General features: G+C 44.0%; 10 protein-coding genes. 3 read left to right on the forward strand and 7 right to left on the reverse strand.

The features are described 5' to 3' along the window. Genes uxaC through ACYVGZ_RS05505 form a run of 4 tightly spaced genes read right to left on the reverse strand, consistent with a single transcriptional unit; the run spans nucleotide 1 to nucleotide 5,695 of the window. The gene (uxaC, locus tag ACYVGZ_RS05490; RefSeq protein WP_460752332.1) at nucleotides 1-1,413 is read right to left on the reverse strand and encodes a glucuronate isomerase; all 1,413 of its coding nucleotides are present in this window, start codon (nucleotides 1,411-1,413) and stop codon (nucleotides 1-3) included. 37 nt (nucleotides 1,414-1,450) lie between these two features. Then, a complete protein-coding gene (locus tag ACYVGZ_RS05495; RefSeq protein ID WP_460752335.1) occupies nucleotides 1,451-3,835 on the reverse strand; it encodes a glycoside hydrolase family 31 protein in 2,385 nt (794 codons plus the stop codon). Between the two features lie 33 nt (nucleotides 3,836-3,868). Next, nucleotides 3,869-5,173 (reverse strand): TRAP transporter large permease, encoded by a 1,305-nt coding sequence (locus tag ACYVGZ_RS05500; RefSeq protein ID WP_460752338.1) that lies wholly within the window; start codon nucleotides 5,171-5,173, stop codon nucleotides 3,869-3,871. A gap of 48 nt (nucleotides 5,174-5,221) precedes the next feature. Beyond that, nucleotides 5,222-5,695, reverse strand: coding sequence for a TRAP transporter small permease (locus tag ACYVGZ_RS05505; RefSeq protein ID WP_460752341.1), 474 nt, complete (start codon nucleotides 5,693-5,695; stop codon nucleotides 5,222-5,224). 192 nt (nucleotides 5,696-5,887) lie between these two features. On the opposite strand from ACYVGZ_RS05505, the gene ACYVGZ_RS05510 reads away from it, so the two are divergent. The 3 genes from ACYVGZ_RS05510 (at nucleotide 5,888) to kduD (ending at nucleotide 8,661) form a co-directional block, all read left to right on the forward strand. Continuing rightward, the gene (locus ACYVGZ_RS05510; RefSeq protein WP_460752344.1) at nucleotides 5,888-6,874 is read left to right on the forward strand and encodes a TRAP transporter substrate-binding protein; all 987 of its coding nucleotides are present in this window, start codon (nucleotides 5,888-5,890) and stop codon (nucleotides 6,872-6,874) included. Nucleotides 6,875-6,961: 87 nt separating this feature from the next. Further along, entirely contained in the window at nucleotides 6,962-7,744 is a 783-nt protein-coding gene (locus ACYVGZ_RS05515) for an FCD domain-containing protein (RefSeq protein WP_460752346.1), read from the forward strand. Nucleotides 7,745-7,902: 158 nt separating this feature from the next. Next, nucleotides 7,903-8,661 (forward strand): 2-dehydro-3-deoxy-D-gluconate 5-dehydrogenase KduD, encoded by a 759-nt coding sequence (gene kduD / locus ACYVGZ_RS05520; RefSeq protein ID WP_460752349.1) that lies wholly within the window; start codon nucleotides 7,903-7,905, stop codon nucleotides 8,659-8,661. A 67-nt stretch (nucleotides 8,662-8,728) separates the two neighbouring features. Here the strand turns inward: kduD and ACYVGZ_RS05525 are convergent, their stop codons facing one another. The 3 genes from ACYVGZ_RS05525 to ACYVGZ_RS05535 all read right to left on the reverse strand — a co-directional run bounded on the left by ACYVGZ_RS05525 (nucleotide 8,729) and on the right by ACYVGZ_RS05535 (nucleotide 12,164). Then, nucleotides 8,729-10,342, reverse strand: a complete 1,614-nt coding sequence (locus tag ACYVGZ_RS05525) for a TRAP transporter large permease (RefSeq protein WP_460752352.1) — start codon at nucleotides 10,340-10,342, stop codon at nucleotides 8,729-8,731. 15 nt (nucleotides 10,343-10,357) lie between these two features. Beyond that, nucleotides 10,358-11,038 carry a TRAP transporter small permease gene (locus ACYVGZ_RS05530; RefSeq protein WP_460752355.1) on the reverse strand — a complete coding sequence of 227 codons (681 nt, stop codon included), beginning with the start codon at nucleotides 11,036-11,038 and terminating at the stop codon, nucleotides 10,358-10,360. Nucleotides 11,039-11,171: 133 nt separating this feature from the next. After that, complete coding sequence (locus ACYVGZ_RS05535; RefSeq protein ID WP_460752357.1) at nucleotides 11,172-12,164, reverse strand: TRAP transporter substrate-binding protein; 993 nt, start codon at nucleotides 12,162-12,164, stop codon at nucleotides 11,172-11,174. Nucleotides 12,165-12,301 lie beyond the last annotated feature (137 nt).

Here is a 12,301-nt window from a genome sequence, read left to right on the forward strand (position 1 = left end):
TTAACCTTGTAAGCCAAAATATTGTTTGGCATTGCCAGCGCAAATGTCTTCTACCATCTTGCCTAGTAAAGGTAAGTCAGCAGGCACTTCACCTTTTTCTACCCAGTTGCCTAATATGTCGCACAGCAAACGGCGGAAATACTCATGTCGGGTATAGGATAAGAAGCTTCGAGAATCCGTCAACATGCCAACAAATTGGCTTAATAACCCCATTTGCGCCAAGCTGATTAGTTGCTTTTGCATGCCGTCTAGTTGATCGTTAAACCACCACCCAGAACCAAACTGAATTTTTCCGGCCACACCACCACCCTGAAAATTGCCAATCATGGTTGCTAACATGTCGTTATGCATTGGATTTAGGCAATATAGAATGGTTTTAGGTAGTTCATCTGTTTGATCTAAGGTATCTAAAAACTTAGCCAAGGGTTCAGCGTAAGGGCGGTCGTCCATAGAGTCAAAACCGACATCGGCACCCAGCAATTTATACATGCGAGTCGAGTTATTGCGGCGCGCACCTAGGTGTAGCTGCATGACCCAATTGCGTTTGGCGTACTCTCTTCCTAGCCATAAAAGAACCGCAGAATAGAACTGTTCAATTTCCAGCTCAGACAAACTTTGTTGACTTAAGCGTTTAGCCAAAATGGTATCTAACGTGGCGATGCTAGGGACGTCGGTAAAGCGCATCATGTCGAGGCCATGGTCAGCGCTAACACAGCCATGGGCATCGAAGATTTCTAAACGTTTTGACAAGGCATCTATAAGGTCTTGGAAACGATTAATCTCAATGTCGGCAGCTTTTCCAAGTTTAGTTAGGTAGTCGCAGAAAAGCTCATGGTCGATTTTAAAAGAGCGATCAGGTCGCCAGCTTGGGGCTACCTCAATGTCTATGCTTGGGTCTTGTGCAATACTCTTGTGGTAGCGTAAGTCGTCGGCAGGATCATCGGTGGTGCCTACCATACGAACCTTCATGCTCTTCATAATGCCGCGAGCAGAAAACGCCTCCTGCTTGAGCATATCATTACACTGATGCCAGATATCTGTAGCGGTACTTGGAGAGAAGACCGTGTCCTTGATACCAAAAGGTCGTTTTAGCTCAAGATGTGTCCAATGATAGACAGGGTTACCAATGCACTTTGGTACTGTTTCGGCCCATGCTTGGTATTTTTCTTCAAAGCTCGCGTCACCCGTTACCAACCTTTCATCGACCCCAGCTGAACGCATCGCACGCCATTTATAATGATCGCCTTCTAACCAAATTTCACCTAGGTTAGAAAACTGTCTGTTTTCCGCTATTTCCTTTGGGCTTAAATGGCAGTGGTAATCATAAATTGGCTGTTCAGCCGCATGGTTATGATACAAATACTTCGCGGTTTCTGTATTCAGTAAGAAATCGTCGTTTAAGAAACTTTTCATTTTACCATCCTTCCTAATAGGGATAACGGCATAGGGATCAAAGATCCGCTATGGCAACAGTTTTACTAGCAGACAATGCCTGCCCATTTACGAACACACTTCTTTGCTCGTTATTGGGAAGTATTAGTTTTAGTTCTTTATAACTAGGCTGCCATTGCCCGTGTTTTTGAATGTTGATGTCGATGCGTTCTAGTTGGCAGTTTAAATCCACCACCAGTTCACAAAACTGACCTTCTTGATATTGGTTGGTTAAGCCGTCGTCATCAAAAATGTTGGTTTGCTCTCGTCCCTTACCCTTGTAAGGAAAGACTAATAGATTTCTGCTGTCATCTAGTTGAGCATCAGCGTGGGCAATACGATTACTGGTAGGTATAACGCTACCTGCACGGGCTAGAAGTGGAAGCTCTTCCAATTGGGCGCTGAGAGTGACAGTTTGCCCACCGGCATACCATGTTTGACGGTGAAAATCGTACCAACCTGCACTGTTAGCGGGTAAGTAAACCTCTCGCTCGCGTTGCCCGGCTTCTACGACAGAGGCCACTAAAAGATTTTTACCCAGTAAAAAGTCATCACACTCATTGAAGGTGTTGGTGTCATGTTCATGGTCCAAGAAGGTGGGTCTCAACATGGGTTCGTGTTCTTTGTGTGCTTTCCACAGCAAATCGTACAAGTAGGGCATTAGACGGTAACGCAATGCCATTGTTTCACGAATGATTGGAGTGACTTCAGGGAACATCCATGGTTCGTTAACGGTTTTATCGTCATTCCAAGAGTGGATAGTAAAGCGTGGGTGCATGACACCATTTTGTACCCAACGTACAAAAAGCTCAGGATCTGGGCGGTCACCGGAGAAGCCTCCTACATCGTGGCCAATGTTATAAAGGCCGGACAAGCTCATGCCAAGCCCCATGCGAACGTTATAACGCAAAGTTTGCCAGTTAGTACGGTTGTCGCCACTCCAAGTTTGAACATAGCGTTGCATACCCGGGCAGCCTGAACGCGAGATCAAATAAGGACGAAGCTCTGGGCTGTGTTCGGTTTGTGCTTCATAAGATGCACGCATCATCAAAAATGGCTGTAAAGGGCGGATTAGCTTGATTGGAGTAGGGGTTCCAAAACCTGCGCAACGGGCGTTGCCGTCCCAAATTTCATATTCGTTATTATCGTTCCAAGTGGAATCGATTCCCTTTTCAAGCAATTGCTGTTTTACATTATCTTTCCACCACTGAATGGTGTCGGGGTTGGTGAAGTCCAGGTGAGAGCCGGAGTCATCCCAGAACTGGGAAGATTCAGGTTGATCGTATTCAGAGTCCAGAACAAATAAACGCTTTTGCCAGACTTCATCAAACCTTGGATGATCTTGCAGTAAGCAGGGTTTAATGTTGGCGGCAAGTTTTAATCCAGCTTGGTGGAAGTCGTCGCTCATTTTTTTGGGAGTGGGGACTTTACTGCTGTTCCAATTAAATACGTAGCGTTTATTACCAATGGAAGTATAGCCTGAAGACAATTGAAAAGAGTCACATGGAATACTATGTTGTTCACATTGAGTGATGAATTCGCCCAGTTGCTCTTGGGCGTTATCTGCGTCTGTGTACAACATAGTGGAGCCACTGTATCCCAAACTCCATTTTGGCCCAAATATTGTTCTTCCTGTTAAATTAACATAACTCTTAGTAACGTCTGCTATGTGCTGAGCAGAGATAAAATAAAAGTCCAAATCACCTTCTGCTGCATGATAGCTTCGATAGTAACCATGGTAGTTGTCTAACTCATTACCTAAGTCAAACCAACTAGTGGAGAGATTGTCATAGAAAATCCCGAAGCTGGCTTGCTCTGTTTTGGTAATGTAAAAAGGGATGTGCTTGTAAAGAGGGTCTGTTGTCTTTGCGTTGTACCCCATAGCATCGATATTACGCATTTCATAACGGGCGCCATGACGGTTTAAATCTCCAGTTTTTTCACCTAAACCATAGTAACGGTCAGAAAGCTCTCTAGACATATAGTGGTGAACGTCTTGGCTTTTGGTTCCCAGCATGTAAGCATTACTTGGGCGGTCTGATGCGAGCGGCTGCCAGTTTCCGTCACTGTCTTTGTTTGACCAAGATAAATGCAGCGGCCTGCTTAAGGTTACTTTTAGCTCCTCAGTGGCAATGCTCAGTTTGCCTTCTATTTCAGTGCATTCGAAGGACGGGCATGAGAAACCCTCGCTGCTCATTCGGTCACGACCTTCTATTGCAGTATCTGTATCGTTGGGAGATACACACCAACTGTTTGCTAGTTGTAACTGGCCGTCTTTTTTTAGCAGTACTCGGATGATGTTTTGCTCTAATACAAAAATATGTAGTAAGTGGCGATCATCACATAAGATGTCTACTCGGTTGCCTTCTGCGCCCTGTAATTGCCAATGTTTAATGGGTTTCATATAAGTGTACTCCAGTACAAAATCAATCAGCTGTTATGGGTAGTAGCCCAGAATACTGCTTGGTAAAAATAAACTGATGGATGGAATAAATGTGACAGCCATAAGTGCTAACAGCATCAAGGCAAAAATAGGGATTAATGGTTTGATAACCTTATCAATTTTTACACCACTGACTGAACAGCCAACGAAAAGAGCACTGCCAACCGGAGGTGTACAAATACCAATACATAAGTTGAAGGTTAAAATAATGCCAAAGTGAACAGGGTCAATGCCTAACTCTAAAGCGATAGGTAAAAAGATAGGCGTGAAAATAAGCAACGCCGGTGTCATATCCATGAAAATGCCGACGATCAGCAAGATTAAGTTAATGATCAGCAAAATCACAATAGGGTTGTCTGACAAGGCTAATAGAGCGTCGCTTACAGCGTAAGGAATGTCACCATTCGCCATGGCCCATGCCATTGCCATAGATGCGCCTATCAGCAGCATGATCATAGAAGCCGTCATGACGGAGCCTAGAATAATACTAGGCAGGTCTTTAAGGCCAATCTCTCGATAAGCAAGGGATAAAATCAATGAGTAGATAACGGCAATAGCCGATGCTTCAGTTGCAGTAAAGACACCGCCAATGATTCCTCCCATTATCACAACAATGAGGCCAAGGCTTGGTAATGCGCGTAAAGTTACTCGTCCAGCTTCGGGCAGAGACACTTTTTCAGAGACAGGGTAATTGTTTTTCTTTGCTACTACAGCAATGGCCAACATGACACACAATCCCATTAAGAGGCCGGGTAAATAGCCAGCTAAAAATAGTGCGCTTATGGAAGTGCCGCCGGAAATTAAGGAGTAAACAATCAACGCATTACTAGGGGGAATCAATAAGCCTGCAGGGCTGGAGGTAATGTTTACCGCGGTTGAGAACACAGGGTCATAACCGCTTTTCTTTTGCAAAGGTGCCATGGTGCCACCTACCGCGGCGGCGGCAGCGACAGCCGATCCTGAAATAGAGCCAAAGAGCATATTGGCAATGACGTTCACGTGCCCTAACGAGCCAGGTAAACGGCCTGCAATTAGTTTAGAAAAATCAATTAAGCGAAGCGCTAAACCGCCCCGGTTCATAATGTTGCCAGCTAGAATAAAAAATGGGATGGCCAATAATGTAAAGCTGTCTAAACCTGATGCGAGCTTTTGCGAGACCACTGAAATAGCAGCATCAAAAGGCAAAGACACCATGATTGAAAGTAGCGCTGCCACGGCAATTGAAAATGAAATTGGGACGCCTAAAACCAGTAGGGTGAAAAAACTACCAAAGAGTACGAGAGCAACTAGCCATTCCACAGTGTTATCCTTGTTTTTATCGTTATACTTAGACGGTTCAAAAAGAACTTAGTCGGTTGATTTGTTTAGGAATAAGTCTTGAGTTAGATAAAGAATCATACAGAAGCCGCTAAGCGGAATAGCAAAGTATACCCAGCCCATTTGCCAGCCCAGAACGGGGGAAACTTGACCGACACTTAAGGTTTTAAGTACGAGAGAACCGCCACCATAAACCATGATGATGAGGGCGAAAATCATACCGACTAGGTTAATGAAAACTTGCAGGAGTTGTTTACGCTTACCTTCCAAACTTAAAAGCAGAAAGTCCATGGCTAAATGCTTTTTTTGACCTAGAGTAAAGGCTGCTCCTAGCAAACCTACCCAAATGAAAAGGAATCTAGCGAGTTCGTCTGTTGCGGTACTTGGCGCGCTAAGAACATAGCGTGAGAAAACTTGCCAAACAACACATAGAACAAGTGCGATAGTAAGTGCCACGCAGGCTTTCGATAGAGTTTGGTCAACCAGTTTTATGATGGCTTTCACTTTTTGCCTCCGAGAAGCGGAAAAAGAGTTTGTTTTTGTTGTTTATTTGTTAATGGTGACGGAAATATTTATTTTGGTCAATAGGATTGAGATAATTGGTTGACCAAAAAACTTCGTCATGCAATGATGCCCAAGCAATAATATGCACCTGCCAATCCAAAATTATAAAAATACGATATGGAGAATGACAAAATGATTAAAATGAAAAATGCCAAAGCTTGCTTGGCTTCCGCATTAGTATTGGGCGCTTCCTTTGGCCTTTCTTCCCACTCTATGGCTGAAACACTTAAGTTAAGCCACAATGGCGATACAAAATCGCCGATTCACAAGGCATTAAAGTATTTTGCAGATGAAGTAAAAGCAAACTCAGATGGCGATCTACGTGTTCGAGTTTATCCAAATGCCCAGCTAGGTACTCAAAGGGAATCTCTAGAGCTTCTGCAAACAGGTGCTTTAGATATGGCAAAATCTAATGCCAGCGAACTTGAGTCGTTTGACCCAGCCTACGGTGCTTTTAATATCCCTTACATTTTTAAGAGCCGTGACCACTACTATCAAGCTCTTGAAAGTGAAGAAGTTGGTCAGCAAATCCTCCGTTCTTCAGAGAAATATGGCTTCGTAGGTGTTGCATATTATGATGGTGGTGCTCGTAACTTCTATACGACTAAGCCTGTTAGAACACCTAGTGACCTAAAAGGTATGAAAATCCGCGTACAGCCTAGCCCTAGCGCAATTAAAATGATGGAACTTATGGGCGCTTCACCGACCCCTCTATCATTTGGTGAGCTGTATACCGCTCTACAGCAAGGTGTAGTAGATGGTGCAGAGAATAATATTGGTGCTGTTACGACTTACCGACATGGTGAAGTTGCGAAATACTTTAGCCTTGATGGTCATACCATGATTCCTGACGTGTTGGTGATCAGCAGTAAAACTTGGGAGTCACTGTCTTCAGAAAACCAAGCAGCTATTGTTAAAGCGGGTAAAGCGTCAACACAGTTTATGAAGCAACTTTGGTCTGAATATACAGAAAAAGAACTAGAAAAAGCCGCTAAAATGGGGGTTGAAGTGCTAGAAGTAGACAAAGATGCCTTTATTAAAGCTGTAGAGCCAATGCATGATGAAGCAATGCAAAATAATGACATTGCGACTTATGTTAAGGCTATCAAAGCATTATAATGTTTTTAAGTGGTGCTGAGTATGTTACTCGGCGCCGCTTAACTATAATGAATCATAAGCGACTGAGCCACACGGCGTACCATAATAATGATTAATCCTATTGTTCAAGCTAAGCGTCTATACCAAGAAGTAGGCCTAAAACTATATCGCGAACTGCAAGATAGTCAGCTTGATATTGGTGATCGTTTACCCCCAGAGCGTGATATTGCAGAACGATTATCTGTTAGTCGTGCCGTAGTGCGTGAAGCCATTATTATGTTAGAGCTTATGGGGTTAGTTGAAGTCCGTAAGGGGAGTGGTGTTTACCTTATAGCCAAGCCCGACTCAAACGGCTCACCAGATCAATTTGCCGCAGATCTAGATAAAGACGATGTGGGGCCATTTGAGATGATGCAGGCCAGACAGCTACTAGAAAGCCATGTGGCGGAGTTTGCTGCATCACAAGCTACGAAAAAAGACATCTTAAAGCTGCGTAATGCCCTTGAAGAAGAGAAAAAACACATCGACGATCCTAATAATGATCATGCAGCGGATAAGGTTTTCCACCTTGCCATTGCAGAAGCGACGCAAAATAGTGTGTTGGTCGATTTGGTTGAGAACTTATGGCAGCGTCGTGAACAGAGCTCCATGTGGAAGCAGCTACATTCTCATATTACTGACCAAGCTTATCGTAAACAGTGGTTAGTAGATCATGAAAATATACTACAAGCTATTCAGCTTAAAAAGCCAGATGCCGCAAGAGTCGCTATGTGGCGTCACCTTGAAAATGTTAAAGACACTTTGATGTGTTTATCTGAGCATCAAGATCCTAATTTTGACGGCTACTTATTCAGTTCTAACCCAGTGAAAATTGAAACACCTAGTAACTAACTAGGCGATATAATTTTTGCGAGCTAGAAGTCTCTTTTGGGCTTTTTACCCTGTCTTATTTACTCCCACTTTTCTTATTTGTATTATGAATTTAGTTTCACCTAAAGGCACTTACTTTGGTGCAATTAACTCAACAATAATCACAACAAGGAGTTCATATGCAAGAGATGTTTGATTTAACAGGTAAGGTGGCTATTGTCACTGGTTGTAATGCCGGATTAGGGCAAGGTATGGCACTGGCTTTGGCAAAAGCTGGCGCAGATATTGTCGGCGTTAATCGCAGAGAACCTGTAGAAACAGAGCGTGAGGCTGTGCAGCTAGGCAGAAAGTTTCATAGTGTGATTGCGGATATGAGTAAGATCTCTTCTGTGGATTATGTGATGAGTGAGGCAATACAAGTTTTTGGTAAAGTCGATATTTTAGTGAATAATGCCGGTATTATCCGCCGTAATGATGCAATTGATTTTACCGAACAAGATTGGGATGACGTGATGGATGTGAACATCAAGTCTCTTTTCTTTATGGCGCAAGGTTTCGCAAAGCAAGTGCTCAAGCAAGGCACGCCAGCCAACATTATTAATATTGCTTCTATGTTGTCTTATCAGGGTGGGATACGTGTTCCTTCATACACAGCTTCAAAAAGTGGCGTAATGGGGATTACTCGTTTATTGGCGAATGAGTGGGCGCAACACGGAATCAATGTAAACGCTATTGCACCGGGCTATATGGCCACTGACAATACAAAAGCATTACAAGAAGACGAGCAAAGATCAAAAGAGATCCTAGGCCGCATTCCAGCTGGGCGTTGGGGGTTATCAGAAGACATGGCAGGGCCAGTGGTATTCTTGGCCTCAGACGCATCTCGTTATATGCACGGTTATACTATGGCAGTAGATGGTGGGTGGTTAGCTCGTTAAACTGGTTAATGTGATTTCAAGTGACAAAAAAAGCGCCTCGCGGCGCTTTTTTTGTGTTTTGAATGTCCTACTGAATGATCTCCGGTCCCATAATACTGTACGGTAGCGCAGTAGATAGAGCTGGAATATAGGTCACAAGCACTAGGAATACCATAAGAACTAATACGAACGGCATGGCCGCTTTTACCACTTTCGCTAAGCTCATGCCGGTGATCCCTGAAGTAACAAAGAGGTTAAGCCCAATTGGTGGTGTGATCATACCTATTTCCATGTTCACTACCATGATGATACCTAGGTGAATAGGATCTACACCGAGTTCCATAGCGATTGGGAAAACAACTGGGGCCACAATGACAAGTAGGCCAGAAGGTTCCATAAACTGACCACCGATCAATAATAAAATATTCACAGCGATCAAGAAGGTGAACCAGTTAAAGCCAACACCTAGCATCCACTCTGTAATCATTTGGGGAATACGCTCAGCAGATAGGGTATGAGCGAAAAGTAGCGCATTCGCAATAATGAACATAAGCATGACCGTTGTTTTGGTGCCTTCAAGCATCACCTTACGTGAATCTTCACTGAATAAGGCTGGGAAGAAACCTCGTGCCATTAGCGATAAGTTACGTCCCCAAATGGGTAGTCCTGCAAGTATGCAATTGAAGAGCGACTGCTCAAGGTGAGCTGCACGCTTATATACATAAAAAACGCTCAGTGCTAAGGACATGATCAGCCCCCAAATAGCTCGGTCACCGCCAGTGACTGTTTCGCTGTCGGCAAAGGCGAAGAAGGACATAATTTCCCAGACTAAAAAGAATGAAACACCATATACCGTGCCATTAAAGCCAACTCTAGCGTGGTCTGCGTCCGTTTCGTTGGTCCAAGTTTGACCCTTTAATGGTCCCATATCTCGGTAAACAAAGAGAGCGATAAAGATCGAATATACAGCGGCAACAACCGCTGCTTCTGTAGGGGTGAATACACCACCATAGATTCCGCCCATGATGATGACCACAAGGAACAAGCCCCAGCCCGCTTCTTTACCACCGCGGACTAAATTGCCAAAACCTTTCCATTCCTCGGCTGGTAAGTTTTTGATACGAGCAACCACATAAATGGCGAGCATCAACATACCACCGGCCATTAAACCGGGTATGACACCAGCTAGAAACATGCGGCCCACAGACACATCAACGGAGGCTGCGTATACCACCATAACAATGGAAGGTGGAATTAAGATGCCTAAAGTGCCTGCGTTAGCAATAATGCCTGAGGCAAACTCTTTTGAATAACCCACTTGCCTCATTCCGGCAATCGCAATAGTCCCTATGGCTACCACGGTTGCTGGGGAAGAGCCTGATAATGCGGCGAACATCATACAAGCCAAAACTGAAGCCATGGCAAGACCGCCACGGAAGTGCCCCACACTCGCAATAGCAAAATTAATGAGACGCTTAGCAACGCCCCCAGTCGACATGAAGGACGAAGCTAAAATGAAGAACGGAATGGCTAGTAACGTATAGTGTTGCCCCGCCCCAAACAGGGAAATAGCTACGGATGATAACGAGTCGTGTGAGAAAAAAGTGATAAACAGAATGGAGGACAAGCCCAAACTGATGCCTACTGGTAAGCCAATAAAGAGCAACACCAGTACTAAGGAAAATAAGATTAAGGATTCCACAATGTTACTCCGCTGCTAGTCGTCTTTTAAGGCGTTTTTGTTTTCTTCAACCAGATCTTGTGCTTCATGGCCGCTGATCAACATGCTGCGCTTGTTCGTAGCAATATCGATAAAGGCTTGTAAAGAGCGGTAGGCCAACATAGCAAGACTGATAGGAAGAATGACTAATACTAACCAGCGATGAACACGCGGGCGCAAACCGAACATTTCTTGTACAAACTCTGGATAACGGAGTTCTTCAGAGCCGATGCCAATTTTGTACATTTTTGACCAATACTCAATAGCACCACCACGGACATCGACACCTAGCATGGCAAGCCAAGTTGAATCTAGTAGGATCAGACCGTACAACATAGCGGCGGCTGCGCCAAACAAAGAAAGTGCTTTGGTAATAGGTGCCGGTACAGCGTTTAGCACAATATCAACACCGAGATGCAGGCGTGTTTTTATGCCATAGCTCATGCCGAGAAGAATCAACCATGAAAAGGCGACCGTATTAAATTCTAACGCGGCATCCCAGCCGGTGTTGAACCCATAACGAGCAATAACTTGCCCGAAGGACACCAACATAATGGATGAGATAACAATAATAAGAAGGTTTTCTTCCGCCCGTTCCATGACCTTGGGAAAACGCTTTTCCAGTACCCAAAGTACCAGAATAAAGAACAGTAAATAGAGATGTGGCCAATATGCCATGGGGGTCTCCTAAACAAATATTTTTATCGCTATGAATCGCTTAGATTACGGCAAGTATTTCGAGAGTCTCACAGTGAAATGAAGGCGATGGCAAAATGGGCGGAGCTCCACCCATTTTGCATTGAAGCCTGGCTTAAGCGCCAGCTGCTGATTGAATTAAGTCTTTGCCAATGGCTTTTTCAAACTTAGTCCATACCGGTGCCATAGTGTCTACCCACTGTTGGCGCTGCTCTGGAGATAGGGAGTTAATCTTACCGCCTGCTTTTAGGATATTTTCACGGTTAGCTGCTTCTTTTGCCTTAACAGACTGGTTTGCAGCTTGTGTTACTTCGTCTGCAATTTTAGTAAATTGCGCACGGTCTTCGTCAGAAAGGCTGTTTAGGAAGTCTGAAGAAGTCATGAACAAGTAGGCTAAAAGCTGGTGGTTGGTTTCTGTAACACTGTCTTGTACTTCAAAGAACTTTTTGGTGTAGATGTTAGACCAAGTGTTTTCTTGACCGTCTACTACGCCGGTTTGAAGCGCGCCGTAAACTTCAGAAAATGCCATCGCTTGAGGCGAAGCATCCATTGCTGAGATCATCGCTTTAGCAACATCTGAAGTCTGTACACGGAATTTCAAGCCTTCGGCATCACTCGGCACCATAAGTGGCTTGTTGGCCGAGAAATATTTCATACCAGACATCCAGTAACCTAAACCCACAAAGCCTGCGTAGTCTTCCATTTCATTCAACAAACCTTTACCTGCTGCTGAATTAGTGAAACGGATGGCATGATCCATGTCTTTAAAGATGAATGGTAGGTCAAATACACCATATTTTTCCGTGTAAGAACCGAATTTAGATAAAGAAGGAGCGAGTAGTTGTACATCTCCAAGTAGAAGGGCTTCTAATTCTTTGGAGTCGCCGAAAAGCGTGGAGTTAGGGTAAACCTCAACACATAATTTGCCGTTCATTTCAGTATTAACGCGCTCAGCTAAACTGTTTGCAGCAACCACTTTAGGGTGGGTTGTACCGCCAGTTACATGGCTAAATTTAACAACACGTTCACCCGGATCACAGTTGGCGAAAGCCGTTCCTGCAGAAAATGCTAGGGCAACAGAAGTAAGAGCTAGGCTGATTTTTTTCATTTTTATAAAACTCCAATAAATGAGTAGTTGTTATTATGTGCTTGATTTTTGCTGGCTCTAACGAGAGCCCATAGCCTACCAAGCTAAGCTATCCACTCTTTATAGCAGTCTTCATGCCAAACCTTTCTTTCATTTTA

The organism is Marinomonas epiphytica (assembly GCF_054780655.1).

Coding starts and splice junctions, on each gene's coding strand:
- uxaC (WP_460752332.1), bottom strand. CDS start 1,413: ATGAAAAGTTTCTTAAACGACGATTTCTTACTGAATACAGAAACCGCG.
- ACYVGZ_RS05495 (WP_460752335.1), bottom strand. CDS start 3,835: ATGAAACCCATTAAACATTGGCAATTACAGGGCGCAGAAGGCAACCGA.
- ACYVGZ_RS05510 (WP_460752344.1), top strand. CDS start 5,888: ATGATTAAAATGAAAAATGCCAAAGCTTGCTTGGCTTCCGCATTAGTA.
- ACYVGZ_RS05515 (WP_460752346.1), top strand. CDS start 6,962: ATGATTAATCCTATTGTTCAAGCTAAGCGTCTATACCAAGAAGTAGGC.
- kduD (WP_460752349.1), top strand. CDS start 7,903: ATGCAAGAGATGTTTGATTTAACAGGTAAGGTGGCTATTGTCACTGGT.
- ACYVGZ_RS05530 (WP_460752355.1), bottom strand. CDS start 11,038: ATGGCATATTGGCCACATCTCTATTTACTGTTCTTTATTCTGGTACTT.
- ACYVGZ_RS05535 (WP_460752357.1), bottom strand. CDS start 12,164: ATGAAAAAAATCAGCCTAGCTCTTACTTCTGTTGCCCTAGCATTTTCT.